Source organism: Anaerovorax odorimutans (assembly GCF_024459955.1).
GTDB lineage: Bacteria > Bacillota > Clostridia > Peptostreptococcales > Anaerovoracaceae > Hominibacterium > Hominibacterium odorimutans_A.
Genome location: NZ_JANFXK010000005.1, coordinates 48,521 through 74,294, shown reverse-complemented (window position 1 = coordinate 74,294; position 25,774 = coordinate 48,521). Strand labels below are relative to the sequence as shown.

Here is a 25,774-nt window from a genome sequence, read left to right as displayed (position 1 = left end):
GATGAGTAAGTCTGGGAAGGAGCAAGCAGTCAACATTTATGACAATAGTAAAATTGTTCCGCAAAATGTTCGGCTGTATACGATGGTGTTTTTGATATTCAGCTTTTGCTGTGGAGGCTGCTTTGGAATAGAAGATATAATATGTGTGAGTGGACCGGGCCTTGGGCTGCTGCTGATTTTGTTGCTGCCGATTTTCTGGGCGGCGCCGCAGGCTCTGACCGCCGCAGAACTGGGCTCAGCGCTTCCCTATACGGGGGGATTTTACAAATGGATACAGAGGGGAATGGGAGAGTTCTGGGGGTTCTGCGCAGGATGGTGCAGGACGCTGGCGCAGTATTTTGAGATGGGCGGATATGTGGTTCTCGGCGTTTCTTATTTGAGCCTGGCCGTGGAGATGACGGAAGCGCAGGCCTATATGGTCAAGGCCGCAGTTATTATAATCATAACCATCATTAATCTCAGGGGAATCAAGGATGTGGGAGCTGTGACCACAGGCATCGCCATTTTGGTGCTGGTCGCTTTCGCAGCCATAACGGTACTCGGTTTTATGAATTGGAATCAGAGTCCCTTCGAACCTTTTTACAATACGGATGAAGGCTTTCTGTGGAGTCTGTCAGGCTCACTGGCTATTGCGATGTGGGTTTATTCCGGGTTCACATCGGTGTCCACGGTCGCCGGCGACTGTAAAGATAAAAGTGTGGTATGGAAGGGACTTCTCATAGGTATTCCCATGATCGCGGCTGTTTATTTCCTTCCTACAATCGCAACCCTGGGTTCGGTGGGGCAATGGGCTGACTGGGGGCCCGACGGCATCAACTATATGACAGTAGCCGCGCAATTTGCGGGGCCGGCTTTTGGAATCGGGTTTGCGATTATCGCGTTTCTGGCCAATGTTTCAACTTATAACACTGCCATGACGACTCTGTCCAGAGGCTTCTACGCAATCGCGGAAGACTGTCTGGCGCCAAAGGTTTTGACAAAGGTGAGCAAAAAGAAGGGAATTCCTGTATTTGCTACTCTGACAATTTCCGTATTCACATTGATTTCCGTGCAGTATTCATTTACAGCGCTGATTACCATTACAGTCACCTTAGTGATCGTCGATTATGTATTGATCTGGATTGCGGGAATTCGTCTCAGGATCAAGGAGCCTGATCTGCCCAGACCGTTTAAAGTTCCAGGGAATACGGCAGTGTTCGTATGCATGGTTACGCCGGGAATCCTTATCGCTGCTTTTTCGCTGCTGATTAACGGCGCCGATTACTTCCTTGGAGGTATGCTGGGGCTGATCCTAGTGCCAATACTCTATGTTATCATAAAAAGAGTTTGCGGAGGACTGCACAGACTGGACCCGGTCAGACACCCGATTAACCCAAAGACGAAACTCTGCTATGGTGATTTGTTCAGAATTGCGCAGATCTTTCTGGTGTTCGTAGTGCTTGGCCTGATTGCTTACTTCTTCATGCCGATATACGAAGGCTCCTGGGGACCTGAATATTATGCGGAAACGTACGGCGTGGCAAACGCATATGAAATTATTACACAGGGTATCCTTTGGGTGACAGTCGCGTATGCTGTAATCGCAGTTGTGCTCATTATTCTGGACCGGAAGCTGGACCCTAAGGATCAGAGACCAGAAGTTGAATCGTTTGTTCTGCAAAAACAGTCTTCTGAAGAATAACGAGATACCGGTTTACAACGAAGAGAATCGGCGGATGTGAACAGCGGTGACAGAAAATGTTCCGTAATCTTTTCTCAAAGGAATAATAGCTCTGACTCCGATCTGGCATGCCAGTTGGAGTCAGGGCTATTTTATCCGGTGCCCAACGGTGCTGCGGTGCTACGCTCTGATAGAGCGGCGATGGCAGATTCCTGGAATGTCCGGCATGGATTCTGGCTGAGTTGAAACCGCAGGGGATTACCGTTTCGCTCAGTCGCTCAATAATTCATCTTCGCCGCGGATTATTTCCGCCATGAGCTGTGCTCCCAGATGGAACGCATAGCAAAACTGGTCAAAATTTATCATATCTTCGATTTCGGCATCCGCCTGGCAGTAGCGTTCAAACAATTCCTTCTGTTTATCGGAAAAGCTGTCCATGAGCAGATCCAGATTTTCACTCTTGATACGGGCCGTCTTTGCAAACCTGAAATCCGATGTCTGATTGTTTTCACGCCAATCGCCGGGGCAGTCGTAAAATAATTTGAGGATGTTTTTCATTGCTGCTTCTCCTTAATGATAAAAAGTTTCGTATATCAGTTTTTTTCGCAAAGAAAGCGGATGTAATCGTATATTTCCGCAAAATTAATCGTGTAGTCATGGTTTTGGAAGGCGATCGGAACGGTCGAATCGAATCCGTAGATGACAGGATAATTGTCATGCTCAAAATCATAAACCATGATCTTTTGGCTGTCCGGATCAATGAGCCAATATTCCCGTACGCCTGCGTTCAGATATTTGTTCAGTTTGATTACCATATCCTTCTTTTTTGTGGATTTTGAAAGGACTTCAACCACAAAATCAGGAGCACCGAAAACGCCGCGGCTGATGATTTTATCCCGATCACAAACAGCGATCACATCAGGTTGAACCATGGTTCTGCCGTCGCGGTCCAGCTGAACATCAATGGGAGAGATAATGGGCGTGAAGCCTTCGTCACGCTCTGCGGCATATGTCAGCATCTTTGCGTATATAAGTCCAGTAATCAGCTGGTGAACTGAGGAAGGTGACGGCATATCATAAAAAACACCGTCAATCAGCTCTACTCTTCTTTCGCCGGGAAGCCGATCGTAATCTTCCAATGTGTATTCGCCCTGTTTTTTTATTTCGTAGGCGGATTGGGATTCGCAGGCGCGGGACGCAGGCGGTATCTCCGGTTTGCCCAAAACTTGTTCCAGAGCGCGGAGCGTTTCGTACCTGGGACAAGAGGTAGTACCGTTGAATATCTTTTGAACTGTGCTGAGGGGCACGCCGGACAGATTGGCTATCCGGGCATAGGAATAGCCCAATTCTCTTTTGCGGTCCTTCATTTCCTGAATCGTCATAACTCCAAACTCCTCTCGTATGATAAGAACATCTGTTTGACCATATTGTATCAGAAAATACACCGAAATGAAACTGTTTTTTAAAAATAATACCGAAAAAATACCGAATGGATGTATTTCGGTTACTGAATCGCTGGATTTAACGACGATATTTTAGCAGAACAGCGGCTAAAGCCGTGAGTCAAATAGAGAGAACAGGAAGAATTTGGGTTTTGACGGGCGGATGGGCTTTTCGCTGGAGCAGCTGGAAATACTAGCGATACCGGAGAAAGGAAATGCAGCCAGTTGTTTGAAAATGACACACATTTTAATGAAATTATATTCACAAGAGAGCGTTAGAGTGGCATTTAGAACATAAAACACAAATTGGAAATTTCTTGAAGCTTATTTGCGGGTCAAATCCTAATAAGATAATCTGTTTCCCTACGCAATAAGCGCTGGCGCGGGATTTACCCGTGTCGAAAAAGATGAGGAGATGTGTTATAATGGTTCCACGATTGTATGCGGCGTTGCCGAAAGGTGGGAACCATTGAATCCTGCTGCGACGCTGCTTGCAGGTTATAATGGTTCCACGATTGTATACGGCGTTGCCGAGAGGTGGGAACCATTGAATCCTGCTGCGACATGGCTTGCAGGTTATATGAAAGGTGTTTTGAGGGGGAGAGAGACGTTTGCTTATGGATGTGTTATTTTTTATTGCTTTAATCATTGTTTACTTAGGGCTCAATATTTTTATCTGGAAGAGAACCCTTGGCTGGCTGCGTAGTCTCCACGGCGTTCTTCATGCAAAATGGGTCACGATATTTTTTACGATTATTCACGTTCTTTTGGCAGTATCACCGGCAGCTTACGCATTATTCAGCAATGATGCCGCAAAAGCGGCGGTGAAATATATCAGCAATATCTGGATTGGCGTCTTTATCTACGCGCTGTTTTTCATGGTGCTGTCGCTGCTGGGTACATTTGTTTACAGACGGGTAAAGAAGATTAAACGAGGCGACCCTGTCCGGCGGAGGTTGGTGGCAGCGCGCGGCGCGGCGGTAGCTGTTTTGATTCTTGGATTTAGTGCATATGGAATGATTCATGTGGGAACCATAAAAACCAGCACCTATGACATTACGGTTCATAAGGCCTGTGCGTCCGGAGATAGGTTAAAGATCGTTTTGGTGGCCGACATGCATATGGGCTACAGCATCGGGAAAAAACAGATGGCGGAGATGGCGGAAAAGATCAATGCGCAGAAGCCGGATCTTGTCTGCATTGCAGGAGATATCTTTGACAATGATTACAGTGCCTTGCAAAACCCGGAAAGGCTCATGGAGATTTACCGATCAATTAAAAGCAAATACGGAGTTTATGCCTGCTACGGAAACCATGATGTGGCGGAAAATCTGGTCGGTGGATTTACGGTACCCTTTGGCGGAAAAACCATAAATGAAAATGAGATGAATGATTTTCTTAGAAAATCCAACGTAAAACTGCTGCAGGATCAGACGGAGCTGGTAGATCAAGCGTTTTACCTCATTGGCAGGAGGGACGCATCCAAGCCGGGAACAGAAAGCGCTTCGCGAAAATCCATTGAAGAGCTTTTGGCCGGGGTCGATCAGAGAAAGCCTGTTCTCCTTTTGGATCATCAGCCTAAAGAATTACAGGAAATCGCAGATGCGGGCGTGGATGTCGATTTGTCTGGACATACCCACGACGGACAGATTTTCCCAGGAAACCTGACCATCCGCATGATGTGGGAAAACGCCTGCGGATATTTGAAAAAGGGCGATATGCATTCCATCGTCACCTCAGGCGTAGGTATCTGGGGACCTGCTATGCGGGTGGGGACCGACAGCGAAATCGCGGTCATAAACATAACCTTTGATAATAGGACGGCTGAGTGAGCAGATCTCAGTCGTCTTCTTCTGATTTGAAGATAATCATATCTTCACCGATCTTGACAATACTGTTCCAGGGCAGCTGAATCCACTGCTCGGAAGAAGCCTTGAAGGGCCCTTTGCTCTGATGACCGGGAATGAGAACCGCTTTTATGATACCTGTTTTTCGCTCAAAAAGCATTTCCGTGTCCCACAGCTGTCCATGGCTGCTTCCTTTTGACAGATCTACAATTTCTTTACTTCCGATTTCGCTCAGTCGCATAATGACCTCCTAATGGGTAAATACTAATATTGCGCAGCTCACGTATTACAGCTGAAACTGCTGATAAAAACGGCGTTGCCGCAGGGAAGCGCCAGCTGAAACATGCTCGACGCAGCTCGCATGTTACAAATCTATTAGAAAAAGGAGCGAATTATGAATAAAGATAATGACAATGAAAAAAATTTGCCATCAGAAGAAGACAAAAGCAAAGATATCATCAAAGAATTGGGACTCTTGACGACTGGCACGGATTTTGAGAGTGACGTTCAATATATCAATATCATCGGCAGCGTAGAAGGCCATATGGTGCTGCCGGCGGAAAATAAAACAACGAAGTACGAACATCTGATCCCGCAATTGGTAGCCGTGGAAGAAAATCCAAAGCTGAAAGGCCTGCTGATTATTCTCAATACAGTCGGCGGAGATGTGGAGGCGGGACTGGCTCTTGCGGAAATGATTTCTACGCTTTCCAAACCGACTGTTTCTCTGGTGCTGGGGGGAGGACACAGCATTGGGATCCCTCTTGCCACCTCAACGGACTATTCATTTATCGCGGAAACGGCGACCATGACCCTCCATCCGATTCGCACAAACGGACTGGTAATTACAGCGGAAACAACGTTTGATTATCTGCGCAAGACGCAAGACCGGGTGATTAACTTTATTGAAAAACATTCCAAAGCCGACCGCGATACCATAACCAAACTGATGAACCGCACCGATAATATGCCCAATGATGTGGGAACCATTCTCTTCGGACATGAAGCGGTGGAAATCGGAATCATAGACGAAGTAGGCGGTTTGAGCCAGGCCCTGAAAAAATTACGAAGCGAAATTAAAAATAATGATTGACAAAAATTTACATTCCCTTTATGATTGAAGAATAAGGAAAATATTTACAAATCAACAAAGGGGAATGTAAAATGGAGAATATTAAACTGGCGATTATATCAGAAGACCGGGAATACGGGAGAGCGCTGAGTTTGGCGCTGGTAGATGTTTATAAGAATTTCACGATCACTTTATATCAAAGTGATCCTCTACATAGTGAACTGGGAGCTTTCGATCTGATACTGAAGGATTCCCAGGCGGGAATCGGCGGCAAGATCATAGGGCTGGCTGAAAAACCTTCGATGGTGGACCGGAATTATGAAAACAAGGCCTTTCAGCTTTATAAATACAGCAATGTACGACAGCTTGCGGGTGAGCTGCTGTTCATTTACACATTCCTCACAGGACGGAAAGCAGTACCCATAAAAAACCATAGCCTGAAGACTGTGGCCTTTGTTTCCGCGGAGGGAGGCGGTGGATGTACCAGCGCGGCAATGGCTTTCGCCCAGGAATTGAAACGATTTCACGGAAAAAGGGTGATGTATCTGAGCATGGAAGAACTGGAATCCACCCTGGAATACATGCAGCCTTTTCCAGAAGGAAAGAGTATCAGCGAGTACCTCTACTATCTGTTCAACGATGACAGCAGAGACAGAATGCCTTTTATTGAAAGCTTTCTGGTATTTGATTATTACGGTGTGGACGCGTTTTTACCCGCACCGGGGAGGAATCTGCTGAAAGGGCTCAGCGGTGAGGAAATGCAGTATTTCCTGGGCGCGGTTATGGATACGGGAAGATACGATTTCATCGTGATCGATGTGGGGTGCGATTTGGGAAAGAGCGCTCTGTGCTGTTATGAAATGGCCAATCACATCTGTTTGGTGGCAGAGCAGGAGGAGGTCAGCTATAAGGAAGGGCGTATGCTGGAATATCTGGTCTTTCTAAAAGGAGAAACGATTATAGAACGCATGGCAAAAGTCCTGAACCGATATCAGCTGCCTGCAGAAGAGGAGGACCCTTCGACAGCTGATGAAAAATCACAGGAAGATGTGATGCTGCATACGGCTGCTGTTTTGCCGCAGGATCCGGAAAGCTTTTCGGTTCAGGATGGAATTCGCAGTATCAGTCTTGATGGCCCCTATGGAAAGGGAATCAAGGAGCTGACGGAGGCAGTTTTGAAAAACGCCCTTTTTTAACATAGAATTAACAATTCCTTAACAAACTTCTGCTTTTTTACATAAAGTTAACCTTCTATAATAAACTTATCTAATTATGTTTATAAAAGGAGAAAAATGATGAACGCAGAAGTATTCCAGATGATCATTACCCTGCTGGGCGGCCTCGCCATGTTCATTTACGGTATGAACCTGATGAGCGATGGACTGCAGAAAGCAGCAGGCGAGAAGATGCAGAAAATTTTAGCGCTTCTTACCAGAAATCCTGTGCTGGGTGTTTTGGCAGGGGCGCTCTGTACGGCGGTACTGCAGAGCAGTAGTGCCACAACTGTTATGGTACTGGGCTTTGTCAGTGCGGGACTTATGAAGCTGCCGCAGGCTATCAGCATCATTTTAGGCGCCAATATTGGTACAACCATCACCGCGCAGCTGATCGCTTTCAAGATTGGCGATTATGCATGGCTGTTCGTAGCTATCGGATTCGTTCTTTACTTCTTCTTAAAAAAAGAAAAACTAATCAGCATTGGGCAGACGTTGTTTGCGTTTGGTCTGCTCTTTGTCGGTATTAATATCATGGGGGAGACGATGGAACCGCTGGCCGGGTCCCAATTTTTTGTCGATCTGATGATGCAGGTGCAGGATATTCCGGTCTTAGGTGTAGTTCTGGGAACCGTTATGACCGTTGTTGTACAGAGCAGTTCGGCTACGATCGCCGTACTGCAGAATCTGGCATCGACAGCAGGTCCGGATGGTATCAGCAGCATTATCGGCCTGCAGGGAGCGCTGCCTATCCTTTTCGGCGATAATATCGGAACAACGATCACCGCGCTTCTGGCGTCCATCGGCGCCTCGGTCAATGCCAAGCGAACAGCTGCGGCCCATGTTATCTTCAATATGACAGGAACCTTTATCTTTATCTGGTTCATCCCATGGTATGCTAAATTCATACAGTTCATATCGCCGAGCGGACCGGAGGTGGCTGTAATCGCAAGGCAGATCGCTAATGCGCATATGTGTTTTAATATTTTCAATACGATACTTTTCCTGCCGCTGATCGGCGTATTGGTTAAGATCGTTACCAAACTGGTTCCGGGAAAGGATTCCGACCGGCTTCCTTCCGAACCGATCTATCTGGACTACAATGTCTTGGAACGGCCTTTTGCTGCTATTCATCTGGCAAAAAAAGAGCTTTCCAGATTAGCAGGGTTTGCTTCCGGCATGATTGTTTCCTCTAAAAAAGCATTCCTGGGCAATGACCTCACGGCAGTAAAAGAAGTCCTGGATATGGAGGATGCGGTGAATGAGCTGCAGAAAAAAACGGTCAGCTATCTGGCATCCATATCATCTGCCGAAACCTTGACAGAAAAGCAGACAAGCCAGGTATCGGGGCTGATGCACGTGGCCGCGGATATCGAACACGTAGGTGACTACTGCGAGAACATTGCCATATTCGCCAGAGAAAAGACGAAAAATAAATACGAGTTTTCCGACTCGGCCTGTGCGGAAATTTATGAGTGCTTTGACCACGCCGGGCGCATGATGAGGGACAGCATCCTGGCACTGGAGAAAGGGGACCATTCTCTGGCTCATGAGGTCAAGGAGCAGGAAAAGGAATTGAATCATATCGAGGTGCTGCTGCGTAAACAGCATATGAAGCGACTCAACGAAAAGACATGCTCGCCGGAATTTACAGTAATTTATACAGATGTAATCCATAATATCGAACGAATCGGCGACTGCTGTGATAATATTGCCAACGCTGTGCTGGATAATGTGGATTTCAAGGATATGGATGAAGTCGCAAATTGAAGCTCCCCTTAAAATATGGTAAAATAAGATAAGGTGGTAAAAGATGAAAAAAATTCTGATCATTGAAGACGAGCCCAATATTCGGGAGCTGGTGCTTTACAATCTGAAAGCCAATGGCTATGAAGGCATTGAAGCAGAAGATGGATATCTGGGTGTAACGATGGTCCATAAGGAAAAACCGGATCTGATCCTTTTGGACATCATGCTTCCGGGAAAAAACGGTTATGATATCTGCAAAGAACTTCGCGAGGAAGGCAACGAGACCCCCATCATTATGCTGACAGCCAAGACAGAGGAGATTGATAAGGTGCTGGGACTGGAATTCGGCGCTGACGATTATATTTCCAAGCCTTTCGGAATCCGGGAACTGATGGCCAGAATCAAAGCTGTGCTCAGACGTTACGATAATACCCATGAGGACTTACCGCCTGGAGAACATATCCTTAGAATCGATGAGCTTGAGATCAATATTGAGCGGCATCAGGTGAAGGTCGGTGAGCGACTTGTGGACCTGACGCTGAAAGAATTTGAACTGCTGTGTTATCTGGCGGAGAACAGGGGGCATGTTCTGACCAGAGACCAGCTTTTGGATAAGGTCTGGGGCATCGAATACGCCGGGGAAACCCGAACAGTCGATGTACATATTCGTTATCTGAGAAAGAAGCTGGGCCAGGGCGGCGATGAAGAAAAATATATCGAAACCATCAGAGGAAAAGGATATAAGATAAAATGAAAAATAAGTTTTTGATCGCTGCCGCAGAGATCATAGGCTTTACTCTGCTAGCGCTTTTTCTGGTCTATAAGCTGTATATCCTGCCGAGGATGGCGGAAGCCTACGATGGCGTTCCGGTGGAAAGCGGGCTGTTAATCTTTGTCTGTGTGTATTTGATTGGCATAATCGCAATTGGATTTCACATATATAGAAGTATGATCAAGCCGGCAGGCAGGGCGCAGGAAGAACTGAAGAAAGCGGCGGAGGAAAGCAGAAAGGCAGAGGTTATTCGCAAAGAATTCGTGGCCAATGTCAGCCATGAGTTGAAAACACCCCTGACTTCCATTTCGGGGTTCATAGAGACTTTGCAGCAGGGGGCTGCCGAGGACCCGGAGATACGGACAAAATTTATTGATATCATCGCAATTGAAACCTCGAGGCTGAAACGCCTGATTGAGGATCTTCTCGTTCTGTCGGATATTGAGAACAGGAAAGAGTCCGCGGATACGAAGGAGTTCTGTGTTCGAGATGTACTGGAAAAAACGGTTGAGGCGCTGGAGCCTATCGCAGAGGACAAAGATGTACGCCTGATTGCGGATTACGATGAGGAGGCCCGGATCTACGGAAGTCCTGACCGTTTTCGCCAGATGATGGTAAATCTGATTGAAAATGCTATCAAGTATTCGGAACAGGGCGGACGCGTATGGGTGACGGCCGGGATTACAGACGGAAAGACTCAGGTAATCGTCAGGGATGAGGGCATTGGTATTGCCGAGGAACATCTGGAGCGTCTGTTCGAACGTTTTTACCGGGTCGATAAATCAAGATCCACCAAAGCCGGCGGAACCGGGCTGGGGCTGTCCATCGTAAAGCATATCGCAGCGCTGTTCGGAGCCGACCTGAAAGTGGAAAGCAAAGCAGGGGAGGGAAGCGTCTTTTATGTGACTTTTGAAAGGTAGAATGATATATGGAGCAACTTGATTATTTAATCAGCGACTTAGCCCTTATTTTAGTGGTGGCCGGAATCATAACTCTCATCTTTAAAAAGATCAACCAGCCGGTCGTTCTGGCTTACATTATTGCCGGCTTTTTAATCAGCCCTAATTTCAGTTATCTGCCTACGGTGGTGGATGTGGAAGATATTCATGTATGGGCAAACATCGGAATTGTATTTCTCATGTTCGGGCTGGGACTTGAATTCAGCTTTAAGAAGATCGCTACTGTGGGAGGCAGCGCTTTTGTCACAGCCATGACCGTAATGACCGCCATGATTATTATCGGCTATACGGCGGGACAGCTTTTAGGCTGGGCCAAAATGGACAGTGTTTTTCTGGGAGGCATGCTTTCCATGTCTTCGACGATGATTATCCTCAAGGCTTACGAGGAGTACAAACTGAAAAAGGAAAAATTTGCCCAGCTGGTACTGGGGACTTTAGTCCTGGAAGATATCGGGGGCATTTTTATGATGATCGTGCTTTCCACTGTGGCCGTAGGACAGAGCACTTCCGGTCTGGATGTATTCAAGAATATCGGCATGCTGCTCCTCTGTCTGATGATATGGCTGGTACTGGGAATCTATCTAATTCCAACATTTTTGAAAAAAGTATCCAATCATATCACCGACGAGCTGCTGTTGATCGTAGCCATTGCCCTGTGTCTGGGCATGGTAGTCATTGCCAATCTGATCGGTTTTTCCTCGGCGCTGGGCGCATTCCTGGCGGGTTCCATCCTGGCGGGAACAATTCAGGGTAAACGGATCGAAAGTCTGGTCAAACCGATTAAAGATCTCTTCGGAGCAGTTTTCTTTGTTTCCGTAGGAATGATGATTGAACCTCAGCTGCTGTTGGAATATCTGGGCCCGATTCTGATTATCACTGCGGTTACCATTTTAGGACAGATGACCTTTGCGACACTGGGCATCCTTTTCTCCGGCCAATCCCTGCATACCGCCATCCGGGGCGGTTTCAGCATGGTGCAGATCGGTGAATTCTCCTTTATCGTCGCCACCCTGGGAATGTCTCTGGGAGTAACCAGTGACTTTCTCTATCCCATTGTTGTCTGCGTCTCCGTCATCACTACCTTTACGACGCCGATTTTCATCAAACATTCGGAGAAGGTTTACGGCTTTGCCAAACGCCATTTGTCGCCGAAGATGTATAAGTTTCTCAACCGGCATACTTCCGAGCAGCAGAGCACTGCGGACAAGGACTGGGATTGGCAGCGTTATATTATCAAATTTTTTATACGAACGGCAATCTGCACGGTGGGCATCTTTTTCATTTATATCGGCGGAACACGTTTCCTGCAGGATTTTGTTCACCAGTATATCCAGGGACTTGCGGGCAATATTCTGACGGCTGTGGTGACCTGCGGGTTTATGATCCCGCTCATCAGCATTATGTGCTCCAAAAAGAGCGTGCTTTATACGAAACTCTGGCTTAAGAGCCAGGCCAACCGCATGCCGCTTCTGGCTTTCACAGGTATGCGAATCATCATTTCCTGCGGGTTTATTGTGATGACGCTGCGGGTACTGCTGCGGCTGCCGTATCTTTTGCTGGTGGTGGTGTCTTTCGCGGTTATTGTCTTTATCATCAAATCGGACTATATCAAGGGAAAAACGCTGAAAATAGAAATGCGGTTCGTTGAAAATTTCTATGAAACCACACTGGCAAAGCAGAAGAAGGAGCGGGGCATTAAGGGCGAATATCACTGGCTGGACGAATCCTTTTATGTGGTGGAATTTAAGGTCACCCATACCATTAAGCAAAACACCATCCTTGAGTTCTGCCAGAGCCGTTTTTTCCACGTTACGATCATTAAAATCATTCGTGATGGAAAACATATCAACATGCCCAATGGAAAGTTCCGGGTCATTGAAGGAGATATCATTCACGCCATTGGTACCAAAAATGAAATTGAATCCTGTATTCTGATGCTGGAAAAAGAAGATCATATCCAGGAACCCCAGGAGCCGATGGTAACGCTGCGGGAGTACATCTACGGACAGATCTTTTACGAGATCGAACCGGAAAAACAGATCATCTGCTGTCCGATCAAGGTGGAATCGGATTCCAGCCTGCTGAAAAAATCAATCAAAAATTCCGGATTCCGGCCCAGGTATAAAGGATATATTCTGGGCATTGAGCGGGGTATGCTGCCTATCGTCAATCCGGACATCGACATGATCATCGAAGAAGGCGACCTTCTGTGGGTAATCGGTACGCAGAAAATGGCCAACAGCCTGCTGAAAGCCGATTTCCTGGACGACGAAGAATAGATCAGTAAAAATTATGATGAATTGGTAAAACCATTGAATGTTCTTGCTTTGGAGAGTAGCATATAACCTTGGATATAGAAATATATGTAAGAGTTTTGCAAGTCAAAGGAGGAAGGACGACAGATGAGAAAATATGTAGCGGAATTCATCGGAACAATGGTTTTAGTTATCTTCGGCTGCGGCAGCGCGGTTGCCGCCAATACGCTGGTGGGAAAATTAGGAGTTGAGGTGCCGCTGGGCTTCACGACTTTACTGATCGCATTTGCTTTCGGGCTGGTGATCGTTGCCATGGCGTATTCCATCGGCAATATTTCAGGGTGTCATATCAATCCGGCAGTATCGCTGGGAGTGTTTATCTCTGGAAAAATGAACGGCAAGGATTTTGTGGGATACCTGGTTGCTCAGTTTATCGGAGGCATAGCAGGCGCGGCCATTCTGGTGGCTCTTTTCGGAAGCAACGAGTCTCTGGGAACAAACGGCTATGGAGACGCCAGTGCTTTGGGAATCAGCATGGGCATTGCCTTTTTGGCAGAAGTGATTCTGACTTTTGTGTTTGTTATTGCTGTTTTAGGTGTGACATCTAAGGTGGAAAACGGATCTGTCGCAGGTTTAGTAATCGGTCTTACTCTGACCCTGGTACATATTCTGGGAATTCCGTTCACCGGAACTTCCGTAAACCCGGCAAGAAGCTTTGGACCTGCGCTGCTGGCAGGAGGTCAGCCGCTGAGTCAGGTTTGGGTATTCATCCTCGCACCACTGGTAGGCGCAGCTATCGCCGCGCTGGTATATAAGTTCTTATCGGCGGAAGAAGAGAAACAGGCGTAAATTAAAGTTAAGAAGAATGAGAGAATGGAGAGGGGTACTGCGCTTGCGCAGTACCTTTTTTATTGCAATAAGTGAAACTTGCTGAGGTACAGTTTGCAGGTTATACTATATTCATCAAGTTCCCATCAAATGTTTAAATTGGATAAAGGAGATCATATGAAAATAAAATTTTTAAAAAACAATTATCATGAATTCCTTGAATTTTTAAATTGCCTGAAGATTGGTGTCTTTGTTACGGATAAAGATGCCAATGTAGTTTTCGTCAATAACGAATCTTGTGCAACCGGAGGACTGACCAGGGAAGAAACTGTGGGAAAGAATATGAAAGAACTGGAAGCGATAGGCTTTACGGAAGATAACATAATCACGACAGTTCTCAACAGCGGAAAAGAAGAGTCACATATTGAGAGGCTCGGGGACGGCGGACAGGTTTATGTTACAGGGGTACCCCTATACGATGGCAATACTATAGAGATGATTGTCTGTACCGAACGCAATGTTACTGAAACACAGATATTAAGAGAGCTGCTGGATCAAAATAACAGAGATAACAGAGCGCTGCAGGAAGAATTAAAACGCCTTAGGAAAGAAAATACCGTACCAGATGAAGAAATAATCGTTGACGACGATATTTCGAAAAGCTTGTTAAATCAAGCAAAAAGAATTGCTTCGCAGGACACAACCGTACTCCTTACGGGAGAATCCGGAACCGGTAAAGAAGTCTTTGCCAATTATATATACAAGCATAGTGAAAGAGCTAATGGAGCCTTCATTAAAATAAACTGTGCCGCAATACCGGAAAATCTCATGGAATCGGAGTTTTTTGGATATGAACCGGGAGCATTTACGGGAGCAGACCCACATGGAAAAATGGGTTATTTTGAAATGGCAAACAAGGGGACTCTTTTCCTAGATGAGGTCAGTGAGATACCGGTACACCTTCAGGCTAAATTGCTACGCGTACTGCAGGAACGTGAACTAATGCGTATAGGCGGCGGCAAGGTAATACCGATCGATGTCAGAGTTATAACCGCATCAAACAAAGACCTGATGGAAGCTGTAAAGGCAGGTGCGTTTAGAGAAGATCTATATTATAGATTGAATGTGATGCCGCTGAATATTCCACCACTGAGAGAAAGGAAAAAGGATATAAGAGGCCTTACACTTAATTTTGTTAAGGAATTTAACACTAAGTATAATATGAATAAAGTTGTAAGCGATGATGCGCTAACCATATTGGAAAAAGCATCGTGGCCTGGTAATGTCAGAGAGTTGAAAAATGCTGTTGAACGCATAATGTTATCCTTTGACGGAGAATTAATAAAAGGCTTTCAAGTAGAAAGAATCTTAGAAATACCAATTAGCAACATTAATATTGATGCTGCGCAGTTTAGCAATAAAAGTATGAAAGAACTCATGGAAGAATACGAGAAAACGATCTTAATATCTATGATGGAAAGATATAAGCATGCGAGTAGAGTTGCGGATATGTTAGATATGAGTAAGGCAACACTTTCGCGGCGATTAAGTCAATACAGAATCACAAAAAAGTAATGAAAAAACGTCTTTTGTTTCATAAATAAAAACAAAAAGACGTTTTTTCCATTTTTGGAACAAAAAATTAAAAAAAGAACGATAAACGTTCCATATATGGAATATTTCCGAATCAGATTTTAAAAGGTTTACGTGAACGGCTGGAATTTCAACAACAAGATATTGGCATGGATTATGCGTACATAGATTAGTAGCAAAGCGCGCTATAGTATATCATCATGAAAACGTAAGTTGTGAAAGGAGAGATCATTGGCTAATAAAAAATTTAAAGTAATGCTCACATTTGATGTTGATGCCGAAACTCTATGGACCGCACCAGACCCTCTAAATGCTAAAGGAAATGAAAATAGGCCAGTTGTGCTGTCACAGGGCTATTATGGTGCGGAGGTCGCCATACCCAGGTTTTTAAACCTTCTTGATAAATATGAAATTAAGAGTACTTTTTTCATTCCCGGTGAAGCTGTTGAAAAACACCCTGTGATTGTAAGAAAAATTGCTGAAAGAGGGCATGAAGTGGGGAATCATGGATATTCGCACATATGCCCTTGTGAGTTCAGAACAAAGCAGGAGGAAGTAGATGAATACGTAAAAACAAGTGAAGCGATTAAAAAAGTTACTGGCAAAAATCCTGTTGGGTTCCGGGCTCCATCATGGGAATTTAGCCTGAACACCCTGGAGATTCTTCAAGACATGGAGTTCTTTTACGATAGTACTATGATGGGGAGCGATAAAATCAGCAGGCTTGAAGTGTTTGGCAGAAAGAGTAATATTGTCGAAATTCCAATAAACTGGACTCTGGATGACGCACCTTTTTGGCTGCTTAGCGGTTATACATGGGGAGCACCTATGCCTGCGCCTAGCACTGCATACGAAATATGGGCAGAAGAATTTCAATACCTTTATGAAGAAAGTTTTGACAACACGTTCACATTAACCTGTCACCCACAGATCAGCGGAAGACCGGCAAGAATTAGAATGTACGAGCGTTTCATTCAGTTCATTAAAAAGCACGACGATATCGAATTCATGAGATGCATTGATGCTGCGGAAGATTATAAATCGTTTTAGATGAGAAAGGAGGCCACTATGTCAAAGAAAAGAGTAAATCTGTATATAGTTATGGCAATTTATTTCACCATATGTATTTTGTTTATCACATTTCCGCCTCTTCAGAAGGTAATTGATGTAATAAATCCGCATATTCTCGGACTGCCATGCTCACAATTCTGTATTCTACTTGCACCGTTTATGATGTGCATCGGACTGATTGTGTTTTATAACATCGAAGGAAAATTTGAAGAAGAGGAACGCACAAAATGGGAGAATGAGGAAGATGAGAATAATGCTACGAAGAGGGGTGATGAACAATGATGACTAAAGCTTTGATAACAATATCAATTATGATCGGGTATTTTATATTAAATGCTGTTATCATTAAAATTTCTACGCAGAAGCAAGTGGATTTGGAATCATATGCCGTAGGAAACAGATCCTTCGGCTTTATGCTTAACGCCTTTTCCGGGATTGGAGCGTGGTATTGCGGAGCCATGTATGTAGGCTGGTTTGCGACATCAGCTGATACGGGAGTGTTCGCACAATACATAATAGTTTATTCCGTAGTAGCTGTAATCGTACAATATTACGAAGCGAGGCCCGTATGGATATGGGGTAAAGAGTACGGTCTTGAAACAGAGGGAGATTATGTTGCTAAGCGTTATGGGAGCGAGAAATTCAGATGGGTGTTCATGACAATATTTTTCATCTTCTATGCGCCATGGCTTATAGTAGAAATCAAGGCATTGGGATATATGGTACATGCGGCGACATATTATATGGTTGGATTTAATGCGGCGCTTATTATAGCAGTAGGCTTCGTAATAGTCTATACATTCTTCGGAGGAGCGAAAGGTGCGGCCATTGGAGGTTTAATACAGGGCATTACAATGGGAGTGGTAGGTGTCGTTTTCCTGTACTGGATGATCCGCAAAGCTTATGGCGGAGTGTTCGATTTATATGCGCTGGTTGAGGAGTTCAAACCACAGCTGTTGTCATTTCGCGCAAATGGAGCCTGCTATTGGGCATCGGTAATTATCACCTGTGGCCTCGGAGGATTTGTTCTGCCAGCTATTTTTTATCGGCTGTATATGACAGACAGCCCAAGGACTACGAAGAAATCGGTACTTTTTGCACCAATTCTTGGAATAATAATGGGGTTTCTCGTAATGGCATTAGGCCTGGGCGCTACGTACTTCAAAGGCTTTCCGGCAGATTCACAGGAGGCAAGCTTCTGGATTGCAGATAAACTTGGCGGACCTGTTGGACTGGGATTACTGGGAGTACTGGGACTTGCCGCAAGCATGAGTTCTATAGCATGCTTTCTCAACTGTTTCGCTGTAATGATCTCTAAGGATATCGTAGCTCCACTTTGCCCCAAAATGGGCAGAGATAAGCTGTTCAAAATTGCCAGAGCGGCCACGATCGGCGTAGGTGTAGCAGCAGTAGTTATTTCAATGTTTGAAGTAAAGCAGCTGATGTATTTCGTAATCGCGATTTACGACTGCTGCGTACAGGCATTTCCTCTGGTGTTTATTGGACTATTTTGGAGAAAAGCCAACCTGCAGGGAGCGATTGCCGGCTTTACAATCGGCTCAATGTGGGCGGTACTAGGAGTTTTCTGGCCGCAGGCAATTCAGTGGGCAGGTGGATGGACAGGCGGCTTACTAGGGTTGGTATGCAATACTTTGGCTATTATAATCTGTGGCTTTATATTCGGAAAACAGAGACATGTCGATGAGATGTTTGATTTGCTTAAAAACTATAAGGAGCCACGGAGTACAAAAGCACTGTAACACACGCTGCAATAGGCAATTGAAAGGGAGGTACAAATGAGTTACGATATTGTTATTAAAAATGGCGATATTATTTCAATGGATAAACATTTATCTGTTTATAAATGGGTGGCCATAGAAGGAGATAAGATCTCAGCACTTGGCTCTGACGACAAGGCTCCTGAAGGGAAAAAGGTAATCGATCTTAATGGACGGGCTGTGCTCCCGGGAATGTCAGACTGTCATGTGCATGTGGTATGCGCAGGACTGGAAGAAATGTCGGTGAATCTGTTAAATGCAGTTTCAATGCAGGAAATATTCGGCCTTGTAGAGCAGGAATGTAAAAGGATACCTGGGGATGACTGGGTAATTGCGATGAATTATGTGCCGCAGAGCATGGTCAGAGAGGAAGACAGAAGATATCCGGATAAGTGGGAGCTTGATAAGCTATCTCATGGTCATAAAGTGATGATAATTGCAAATACTCTACATGGTGTATGCGTAAACAGTGCGGCAGCGGATCTTATAAACGTGCCTGCCGATCTTCCAGGTGTGGAGATGAAAGATGGCGAAACAGCCGGGATCTATGTCTCGGATGATTCTGCTTTCGCTGCCCTGGGAAACATGTTAGCCTCACAGTCCGATGAGATACTCTGGGGATATATTAAGACCTGTGTAAACACTGCGATTTCCAGAGGCGCAACTATGATGCACGGGCTCTTTGGGCAGTTTGTATCGGGAGATCGGGATATTGATCTGATTCTGGAAAGAAAAAAAGAATTACCGATTACGATGGTGGAATATTATCAGACATGGGATGTAGATAAAGTTAAAGCAATCGGATGGCCTAGAATCGGTGGATGTTTAACATTGGATGGCTCGCTGTTTGAATACACTCAGTGTAACTTTGATCCATTTGTCGATGTCCCCTCCAAGAGGGGGCTCCTTTATCATTCAGATCTTGAAATCTATGACTTTGTAAAAAAAGCGCATTTGAATGGTATGCAAGTTGCGATGCATGCTCTTGGCGATAGGGCAATTGACCAGCTGATTTACATATACAGGCAGATATTCATGGAAGAAGGAAGGCGTGATATAAGGCATAGAATTGAACATTTTGCGACGCCTACGCAAGCTCAGATTGAAATGGCAAAGGATTTGGGCCTCATTCTTTCCATGCAGCCTGGACCAAGTACGACATGGGACAGAGCTGATGGAGGAGAATTCGAAGTGGTGCTTGGCAGAAAAGGCGCGGACAATTGGGACCCTATGAAAAAAATTATTGATGCGGGCAACTTTATATGCTCGGGATCAGATGCCCCAATTGTACCGGTTAACCCGGTAAGGGACATTATTGCGCTTGTAGACAATGCCAACCCCTGCAGAAACATTGATCTCGATACTGCGGTCAAAAGCGTGACCATTAATGCGGCATATACAGCCGGCCTTGAGGAAATAAAGGGTTCGATTGAAATTGGGAAGTTTGCGGATATGGCAGTCATGAATATGAATCCATATGATGCAGTGGGAACTCCCGCATTCAGCAATCTGGATGTTGAAATGACAATTTGGGAGGGAAAGATCGTATATGAAAAGAACGAATCAAACAGCAAATGAAAAAGTTGTTCTTGTTACAGGAGGAACAGGCGGTATAGGAAAAGCCATTGCTGCCGCCTTTCTCCGCATAGGAGAACGGGTATATATTACAGGGAGAAAAGAAAAAACTCTTGAGAAAGCCAGAAATGAACTGTCACAAATAAGTAAACGCATCGATATGATCAAAGGGGATGTATCCCGTACAGCTGATTGCCGGAATATCGTGAATACATTGATAAACCAAGAAAAGCGATTGGACATTCTGATAAACTGTGCAGGAATATGCTATGAAAAATACATTGAAGATGTCAGCGAAAAGGACTGGGAGCTAATGATTAATACGAACCTTCGCGGGCCGTTTTTTCTGATAAAGTATGCGGTGCCATATTTATCAGAATCAAAAGGATGTGTTGTAAATGTAGGATCTACTGCCGGAGTTATGGGATTTGACGCTGATTCAGTTTATTGTGCTTCAAAAGGCGGACTGACGTTAATGACAAAAGCATTGGCTTTTGAATGTGCGCGTCACGGCATACGCATTAATATTGTCAGTCCGGATATGGTAAAGACGGATATGCTTGATGAAGGCTTTACCCGCTCGAAGATGGACAACCGAGCGGAGTATGACCGCATGAAGCTTGCGAACTATCCGCAAAGTGAAGACGATGTAAGGTTTATTACACCTGAGGATGTTGCGAAATCCGTAATGTTTCTGGCTTATAATGACTGCTCTGAAACAATCACTGGCGCTAATTTAATTATGGATTTTGGCCTGACTGCGGGGCGATTCTGATGTTTAACGGAAAGGAGTGCGTGATGAAAGCAAATTTGGTTTTACGCAATGGCAATATCTATACGATGAATGAAAAAATGGAACGGGCTGAAGCAATTGCAGTTAATAATAATAAAATAATCGCTGTGGGAAAAAATTCCGATATAGAAAGATATATAAACGAAAACACTGTCATCATAGATTGGAAGGGAAAAACCGTTCTTCCCGGTTTTATTGAACCGCATGTACATCTTCCAGGTAATGCGTATAACGTTATGTATAATATAAATCTATTCGATGCCAAGAATCTTGAAGAAACTATGACAATGATCAAGAATTTCATTGAAGAACATCCCGAGCGTGACATTTACTATGGGCGAGGTTTTATGACAGCCGTGTTTCCAGGGGAAGAAAGCGGCATTGGCCCCAAAAAAGAAAGACTTGATGCGATCTGTTCTGACAAGCCTGTAATTCTTGTGGATTACGGAGGTCATATTGCCTGGCTCAACTCCAAGGCGTTGGAGAATTTTGATATTACAAAAGAAACACCTGATATGGAGGGTGGGGTCATTGAAAAAGACCCACAGACAGGAGAACCCTGGGGGATACTGAAAGAAGAAGCAAAGCTGCTTTACGATGAACAGACTTTTACAGCCAGTGAAAGAAAAGAGGCTCTGAGCTGGTGCCAGAAAATCCTTGACCAATATGGATATACTGCGGTTCTTGCGCAGAGACAGTCAGGGTCAACAGATCCGGTGCCGATTTTTGACGGAATGGCTGCGCTTGAAGATGAGGGCGGGCTGAACATAAGAATTTGCGTTGCCCGTGAAATTAAATCAAGCTTTAATGAAGATGATCAAATCAAGGACCTTGAGGAAAAGCGTAGAGAATTTGAAAAACGGAACGGATATATTAAGGTCACTACAGCAAAATTCTTTGTGGACGGAACTGTAGAAGGCGGAAGCGCATGTCTGAGGGAACCCTACTGTGAAGCGCTCGGGCAGGGATCCGACTACAGGGGCGAATTGCTTTGGGAGTATAACAGACTGGAAAAAACGTTTATAAAAGTGCTGGAAAAAGGATTCAATATTCATGTACACGCTATTGGTGATGAGGCCGTCAAGGAGGCGATTGACGCACTTGAAACGGCTCAGCGGAAAGTGCCGGGCGACCATAGAAACTGTATTACCCATCTTCAGGTTATGAGAGAAGAAGACATACAGAGAATGGCGGATTTAGGTATTGTGGCATGCACAAATCCATATTGGCATTTTAAAGATCCATGTGTATATTTTGAAGCGGAACTCCCTTATCTCGGCAGGGAAAGGGCCGAAAATGAGTACCCAATGAAGAGCTTTAAAGATGCGGGCGTTGTTATAACAAGTTCCGCCGACTATCCGGTGACAGCTGACCCAAACCCGTTCTTTGCAGTCAGGGCAGGTGTTACACGGAACATATATCAAGAAGACTTTTATAAAGTAAAAAAATTGACTGATATCGATGATCCTCAATACTTGCTTAAACCTAGTGAAAGAGTGGATGTTCATACAATGATAAAGGCATATACGATTAATGCCGCATACGCATTGCATATGGAGAAGGAAATTGGCAGCATAGAGCCAGGAAAATTCGCCGATCTGATTGTTATAGACAGAGATGTTTATGAAACAGATCCGTTGGAAATTCAGGATATAAAAGTATTGAGCAAGATTTTTGACGGCAGAGTGATTTTTAATAATATTTAAACCTGCGGCAAACAGAGGTGATATCAGAAGATAAATAAAGAAACGTACCAGCTCCTGAGACCCAGAAGTGTGAATAGGATATTCGATCCATTTATTCACACTTTTTTATTGGGCAATAAAGCATTTGTCGAATTTTGTCGAAAAGAAAGACTTGTAATTATTTTCCAAGTGCCGTATACTATAGCCAAGAAAGGAAAATAAAGTAAATTATGGAGTTAAATGTAATTGGAGCGCCGGATATAGAAATGCGGCAGATCATAAAAGAGATTCGCGGTACGCTTACTTCAAAGGAAGAGGAAATCACGGATGAACAGGCGCTGGAAGTAATCGAGGCTTATGTGCTGCAGGACAAGCGGCTTGCCATGCGTTCGCCCGGTGAAAACCGCAGGCTGGTCCAACGGATTTTCTTCGCCCTGCGAAGAGACCTGGATATTCTCCAGCCATATATTGAAGACAATCGGGTATCTGAAATCATGGTCAACGGAAAAGATCACATTTTTATAGAAACCGGCGGCAAGCTGGAGAAAGTGGATCTGGCCTTTGATACGGTAGAGGACTTGGAAGAACTGATACGGCGGCTGGCGGCCAGAGTACACCGAGAGATCAATGAGCTCCACCCCATTGTAGACGCCAGACTGGAAGACGGGTCGAGAGTCAATGCGGTTTACAAGAATATTGCGCTCAACGGGCCGATCCTGACAATCCGGAAGTTTCCACAAAAAGCGATTGATATGAAGGCTTTGATCAAAATGGGGAGCATCACTCAGGAAGCTGCCGACTTTTTGCAAAAGCTGGTAAAGGCAGGCTATAACTGCTTTATCAGCGGGGGAACATCCTCGGGCAAAACCACATTCCTCAATGTTCTGTCGAATTTCATACCGGAGGATGAACGGGTCATTTTAATTGAGGACTCGGCGGAGCTGCAGATTAAACAGATTCGGAATCTGGTGAGGATGGAATGCAAGCAGGCCAATGTTCAGCAAAAAGGAAGGGTCACGATGGAGGACCTGATCAAGACCAGCCTGAGGATGCGGCCGGATCGCATCATTGTAGGAGAAGTGAGGGGAAGGGAAGTGATGGATATGATTCAGGCGATGAATACCGGCCACGACGGCAGCCTGTCGACGGGGCACGGCAACTCCATTTCAGGAATGCTACGAAGATTGGAATCCATGTTTCTCCAGGCCGCCGATTTTCCCGTAGATGCCATACGATCACAGATCGCCGAAGGAATTGATATCATCATTCATCTGGGCAGACTCTCCGACGGCAGCAGAAAGGTACTGGAGATCGCGGAAATAAAGGGTATAACCAACGGTGAGATCGAAACCAGCCTGCTCTTCAAATACCGGCCGTCCAAAGGGCTGATTAAGAGCAGCAACAGGCTTGTACATACCGAGAAGCTGGAGTTAAGGGGGGTTCCGCTTGAACATTGATTATTCAAAGTACGAATTGTCCTCAAAGGAAAAACGAAATTTTTTAGCGGCAGGGTATGTCAGTTTCTTCGCAGTGCTCTTTCTGTTTTATCATAGTATTGTTTTTTCCCTGGCCGGAGGGTTTCTGCCGTATCTTTTGCTGGATCGGTACGGAGATTACCTGGCGGGAAAAAGAAAGGCTTTGCTTACAACACAATTCAAAGACCTGCTGTATTCTCTATCGGCATCCATTGCGGTAAACAGGCAGATCGGTGAGGCTCTGAAAAGCAGCCTGGAAAATTTGAGCCTTATTTACAGTGATGATACGCCTATGATAGTTGAATTGAAGCATATGGTCAAAGCCATATCAGAGAACAGAGAAAGTGACATCCGGCTTCTCCTTGATTTTGCGGAAAGAAGCCACTGCGAAGATATTGATAATTTCGTTCAGGTCTATATGACATGCAGAACGATGGGTGGGGATTTAGAAAAAATGCTGAAAAATACGACGGAAATCCTTGTGGATAAAATCAATATTGAGCGGGAGATCAAGACGATGACTGCACAGAAAAAGTTTGAAGGTAAGATCATCAGCGTTATGCCGCTGGTTGTGATACTCTTTCTCAATTTTTCTTCTCCGGATTATCTGGAGCCGCTGTATACGACTTTCGCCGGCCGGATAATTATGACGGCTGCCATAGCAGGGCTGGGCGCGGCTTTTTATCTGACGGAAAGGCTGACGAACATTGAAGTGTGAGTTGAAGGCGTACAGGAAGTTTGAAAACAGGCTGAGGGAGCGGTATGACAGGCTTTACGGAGGAAAAGACTGCCGGGAGAAAATCGAAAGGAACCGCCGGAATCTGCTGATAAAGTGTGTAGTAATTATATCCTTTCTATGTATCGCGGGGGCTTTTGATCTGGCATCAACAGCGAAAAATTCCGGTAGCCTGAAATTCGGAGACAACGGGCAAATCGTGGAAGTCCGGAGGCCTGATCCTGAGAATGGTTCCATTTCTTTCAGTACGGAGGTGGAGATAGCCGGCACCGAAAGAAGGGAAACAAAAGAATACTATATTACAATTGAGCCGGTGGGGAAAAAAGAGCCTCAAAAAGAATCGGCTCTGCCGGAAAAAACGGCTGCGGAAAAAGCGGAGGATGAGCTGAAAAAACTTGTGGCGCAGTTCAATGTGGATACAGCGGCGGAAACAGTACGGTTGCCGGACCGCCTTGAAACTGGAGAGGTTCTCACCTGGAAAAAAGCGGATGATTCCAGTCTGCCGCTGTACCTGATTATGGCTATGGCTGCAGGTATGCTGGTCTATAAAATGCGCTTTTCTGAGATTGAAAAAGAGGAAAAGCGAGCTGTGGAGTCGATTGTCAGAGAGCTGCCGGAATTTATCAATAAGCTGGTTCTGCTGCTGAATGCGGGCGTTGTTCTCAATACAGCTTTTTTAAAGGCCGTGGAGGATCGCATTCAAACAGATCACACGCCCAATTATTTTTATACGCAGCTGGAACAGATCTGCCGTGGAGTGAAGGAGGCCAATGGGTCGCTTCATCAGGAGCTGCGCCAATTCGCAAAGCGGAGCGGAGTAAAGGAGCTGATGCGGATTTCAAATATTATCAGCGACAATATCAGCAAAGGCACTGATCTGGCGGAGAAATTGAAGAAGGAAAACGATTTGCTGTGGTTTGCACGGAAGCAGCAGTCAGAGGAAAAGGGAAGGCTGGCGGAGACAAAGCTGACCCTGCCCTTGGTAATCCTGCTCTCGGTTCTGATTCTGATAACCATAGCACCGGCATTAATGGGAATGTAAGGGGGATAAAGATGAAAAGATGGAAATTCATAAGCAACAGCAAGCAGGGGATGGAGATGGTGCAAGTCGCGATTCTGGTCGCTATCGCCATTGTGCTCGGACTTATTTTCAAAAGCGAAATAACCGGATTTGTAAACAAGACCTTCGAAAGTCTCAACAGCGGATTTTAGCGTCGGCCAGAAAAAATAAGAAGGGTACGACGATAGTAGAAGCGGCACTGGTTTTTCC

The 25,774-nt window shown here is 45.2% G+C and carries 23 protein-coding genes; 20 read left to right on the top strand and 3 right to left on the bottom strand.

Features of this window, described 5'->3' with window-relative positions:
- Position 1: 1 nt before the first annotated feature.
- Entirely contained in the window at positions 2-1,681 is a 1,680-nt protein-coding gene (locus NE619_RS05995) for an APC family permease (protein WP_256131474.1), read from the top strand.
- A gap of 249 nt (positions 1,682-1,930) precedes the next feature.
- On the opposite strand, the gene NE619_RS05990 is transcribed toward NE619_RS05995, so the two are convergent.
- Together NE619_RS05990 and NE619_RS05985 are read right to left on the bottom strand one after the other, a co-directional pair.
- The gene (locus NE619_RS05990; RefSeq protein WP_256131473.1) at positions 1,931-2,218 is read right to left on the bottom strand and encodes a DUF6809 family protein; all 288 of its coding nucleotides are present in this window, start codon (positions 2,216-2,218) and stop codon (positions 1,931-1,933) included.
- A 35-nt stretch (positions 2,219-2,253) separates the two neighbouring features.
- Complete coding sequence (locus tag NE619_RS05985) at positions 2,254-3,042, bottom strand: Uma2 family endonuclease (RefSeq protein ID WP_256131472.1); 789 nt, start codon at positions 3,040-3,042, stop codon at positions 2,254-2,256.
- Positions 3,043-3,719: 677 nt separating this feature from the next.
- Between NE619_RS05985 and NE619_RS05980 the strand changes: the two genes are divergently transcribed.
- Positions 3,720-4,934 (top strand): metallophosphoesterase, encoded by a 1,215-nt coding sequence (locus NE619_RS05980; RefSeq protein ID WP_256131471.1) that lies wholly within the window; start codon positions 3,720-3,722, stop codon positions 4,932-4,934.
- A 7-nt stretch (positions 4,935-4,941) separates the two neighbouring features.
- Here the strand turns inward: NE619_RS05980 and NE619_RS05975 are convergent, their stop codons facing one another.
- Complete coding sequence (locus tag NE619_RS05975) at positions 4,942-5,190, bottom strand: YlmC/YmxH family sporulation protein (protein ID WP_256131470.1); 249 nt, start codon at positions 5,188-5,190, stop codon at positions 4,942-4,944.
- 153 nt (positions 5,191-5,343) lie between these two features.
- On the opposite strand from NE619_RS05975, the gene NE619_RS05970 reads away from it, so the two are divergent.
- The 18 genes from NE619_RS05970 to NE619_RS19155 all read left to right on the top strand — a co-directional run bounded on the left by NE619_RS05970 (position 5,344) and on the right by NE619_RS19155 (position 25,716).
- Positions 5,344-6,042, top strand: a complete 699-nt coding sequence (locus tag NE619_RS05970) for a ClpP family protease (protein ID WP_256131469.1) — start codon at positions 5,344-5,346, stop codon at positions 6,040-6,042.
- 71 nt (positions 6,043-6,113) lie between these two features.
- Positions 6,114-7,217, top strand: a complete 1,104-nt coding sequence (locus NE619_RS05965) for a hypothetical protein (protein ID WP_256131467.1) — start codon at positions 6,114-6,116, stop codon at positions 7,215-7,217.
- A gap of 99 nt (positions 7,218-7,316) precedes the next feature.
- Positions 7,317-9,005 (top strand): Na/Pi cotransporter family protein, encoded by a 1,689-nt coding sequence (locus NE619_RS05960; protein ID WP_256131466.1) that lies wholly within the window; start codon positions 7,317-7,319, stop codon positions 9,003-9,005.
- 43 nt (positions 9,006-9,048) lie between these two features.
- Positions 9,049-9,738, top strand: a complete 690-nt coding sequence (locus NE619_RS05955) for a response regulator transcription factor (protein WP_256131465.1) — start codon at positions 9,049-9,051, stop codon at positions 9,736-9,738.
- Positions 9,735-10,676: a sensor histidine kinase gene (locus tag NE619_RS05950; protein WP_256131464.1), complete on the top strand. Its 942-nt coding sequence runs from the start codon at positions 9,735-9,737 to the stop codon at positions 10,674-10,676. Before NE619_RS05955 ends, NE619_RS05950 begins: the two co-directional genes overlap by 4 nt.
- A gap of 8 nt (positions 10,677-10,684) precedes the next feature.
- On the top strand, positions 10,685-12,994 hold the full coding sequence (locus NE619_RS05945; protein ID WP_256131463.1) for a cation:proton antiporter: 2,310 nt from the start codon (positions 10,685-10,687) through the stop codon (positions 12,992-12,994).
- A gap of 123 nt (positions 12,995-13,117) precedes the next feature.
- Positions 13,118-13,819 (top strand): MIP family channel protein, encoded by a 702-nt coding sequence (locus NE619_RS05940; RefSeq protein WP_256131462.1) that lies wholly within the window; start codon positions 13,118-13,120, stop codon positions 13,817-13,819.
- A gap of 156 nt (positions 13,820-13,975) precedes the next feature.
- Positions 13,976-15,373 carry a sigma-54 interaction domain-containing protein gene (locus NE619_RS05935; RefSeq protein ID WP_256131461.1) on the top strand — a complete coding sequence of 466 codons (1,398 nt, stop codon included), beginning with the start codon at positions 13,976-13,978 and terminating at the stop codon, positions 15,371-15,373.
- Positions 15,374-15,622: 249 nt separating this feature from the next.
- A complete protein-coding gene (locus NE619_RS05930) occupies positions 15,623-16,441 on the top strand; it encodes a polysaccharide deacetylase family protein (RefSeq protein ID WP_256131460.1) in 819 nt (272 codons plus the stop codon).
- Between the two features lie 18 nt (positions 16,442-16,459).
- Complete coding sequence (locus tag NE619_RS05925) at positions 16,460-16,744, top strand: hypothetical protein (protein ID WP_256131459.1); 285 nt, start codon at positions 16,460-16,462, stop codon at positions 16,742-16,744.
- Positions 16,741-18,222, top strand: coding sequence for a sodium:solute symporter family protein (locus NE619_RS05920; RefSeq protein WP_256131458.1), 1,482 nt, complete (start codon positions 16,741-16,743; stop codon positions 18,220-18,222). Before NE619_RS05925 ends, NE619_RS05920 begins: the two co-directional genes overlap by 4 nt.
- Positions 18,223-18,258: 36 nt before the next feature.
- Positions 18,259-19,818, top strand: a complete 1,560-nt coding sequence (locus NE619_RS05915; RefSeq protein WP_256131457.1) for an amidohydrolase — start codon at positions 18,259-18,261, stop codon at positions 19,816-19,818.
- Positions 19,790-20,590 carry an SDR family NAD(P)-dependent oxidoreductase gene (locus NE619_RS05910; protein WP_256131456.1) on the top strand — a complete coding sequence of 267 codons (801 nt, stop codon included), beginning with the start codon at positions 19,790-19,792 and terminating at the stop codon, positions 20,588-20,590. The genes NE619_RS05915 and NE619_RS05910 overlap by 29 nt, the downstream gene beginning before the upstream one ends.
- A 23-nt stretch (positions 20,591-20,613) precedes the next feature.
- Complete coding sequence (locus NE619_RS05905; protein WP_256131455.1) at positions 20,614-22,314, top strand: amidohydrolase; 1,701 nt, start codon at positions 20,614-20,616, stop codon at positions 22,312-22,314.
- Between the two features lie 209 nt (positions 22,315-22,523).
- Positions 22,524-23,750: a CpaF family protein gene (locus tag NE619_RS05900; protein ID WP_256131454.1), complete on the top strand. Its 1,227-nt coding sequence runs from the start codon at positions 22,524-22,526 to the stop codon at positions 23,748-23,750.
- A complete protein-coding gene (locus tag NE619_RS05895; protein WP_256131452.1) occupies positions 23,740-24,486 on the top strand; it encodes a type II secretion system F family protein in 747 nt (248 codons plus the stop codon). Before NE619_RS05900 ends, NE619_RS05895 begins: the two co-directional genes overlap by 11 nt.
- Positions 24,476-25,546 carry a type II secretion system F family protein gene (locus NE619_RS05890; RefSeq protein ID WP_256131451.1) on the top strand — a complete coding sequence of 357 codons (1,071 nt, stop codon included), beginning with the start codon at positions 24,476-24,478 and terminating at the stop codon, positions 25,544-25,546. The genes NE619_RS05895 and NE619_RS05890 overlap by 11 nt, the downstream gene beginning before the upstream one ends.
- 11 nt (positions 25,547-25,557) lie before the next feature.
- Entirely contained in the window at positions 25,558-25,716 is a 159-nt protein-coding gene (locus NE619_RS19155) for a Flp1 family type IVb pilin (RefSeq protein ID WP_334304331.1), read from the top strand.
- Positions 25,717-25,774 lie beyond the last annotated feature (58 nt).

Coding starts and splice junctions, on each gene's coding strand:
- NE619_RS05995 (WP_256131474.1), top strand. CDS start 2: ATGAGTAAGTCTGGGAAGGAGCAAGCAGTCAACATTTATGACAATAGT.
- NE619_RS05990 (WP_256131473.1), bottom strand. CDS start 2,218: ATGAAAAACATCCTCAAATTATTTTACGACTGCCCCGGCGATTGGCGT.
- NE619_RS05985 (WP_256131472.1), bottom strand. CDS start 3,042: ATGACGATTCAGGAAATGAAGGACCGCAAAAGAGAATTGGGCTATTCC.
- NE619_RS05980 (WP_256131471.1), top strand. CDS start 3,720: ATGGATGTGTTATTTTTTATTGCTTTAATCATTGTTTACTTAGGGCTC.
- NE619_RS05975 (WP_256131470.1), bottom strand. CDS start 5,190: ATGCGACTGAGCGAAATCGGAAGTAAAGAAATTGTAGATCTGTCAAAA.
- NE619_RS05970 (WP_256131469.1), top strand. CDS start 5,344: ATGAATAAAGATAATGACAATGAAAAAAATTTGCCATCAGAAGAAGAC.
- NE619_RS05965 (WP_256131467.1), top strand. CDS start 6,114: ATGGAGAATATTAAACTGGCGATTATATCAGAAGACCGGGAATACGGG.
- NE619_RS05960 (WP_256131466.1), top strand. CDS start 7,317: ATGAACGCAGAAGTATTCCAGATGATCATTACCCTGCTGGGCGGCCTC.
- NE619_RS05955 (WP_256131465.1), top strand. CDS start 9,049: ATGAAAAAAATTCTGATCATTGAAGACGAGCCCAATATTCGGGAGCTG.
- NE619_RS05950 (WP_256131464.1), top strand. CDS start 9,735: ATGAAAAATAAGTTTTTGATCGCTGCCGCAGAGATCATAGGCTTTACT.
- NE619_RS05945 (WP_256131463.1), top strand. CDS start 10,685: ATGGAGCAACTTGATTATTTAATCAGCGACTTAGCCCTTATTTTAGTG.
- NE619_RS05940 (WP_256131462.1), top strand. CDS start 13,118: ATGAGAAAATATGTAGCGGAATTCATCGGAACAATGGTTTTAGTTATC.
- NE619_RS05935 (WP_256131461.1), top strand. CDS start 13,976: ATGAAAATAAAATTTTTAAAAAACAATTATCATGAATTCCTTGAATTT.
- NE619_RS05925 (WP_256131459.1), top strand. CDS start 16,460: ATGTCAAAGAAAAGAGTAAATCTGTATATAGTTATGGCAATTTATTTC.
- NE619_RS05920 (WP_256131458.1), top strand. CDS start 16,741: ATGATGACTAAAGCTTTGATAACAATATCAATTATGATCGGGTATTTT.
- NE619_RS05915 (WP_256131457.1), top strand. CDS start 18,259: ATGAGTTACGATATTGTTATTAAAAATGGCGATATTATTTCAATGGAT.
- NE619_RS05910 (WP_256131456.1), top strand. CDS start 19,790: ATGAAAAGAACGAATCAAACAGCAAATGAAAAAGTTGTTCTTGTTACA.
- NE619_RS05905 (WP_256131455.1), top strand. CDS start 20,614: ATGAAAGCAAATTTGGTTTTACGCAATGGCAATATCTATACGATGAAT.
- NE619_RS05900 (WP_256131454.1), top strand. CDS start 22,524: ATGGAGTTAAATGTAATTGGAGCGCCGGATATAGAAATGCGGCAGATC.
- NE619_RS19155 (WP_334304331.1), top strand. CDS start 25,558: ATGAAAAGATGGAAATTCATAAGCAACAGCAAGCAGGGGATGGAGATG.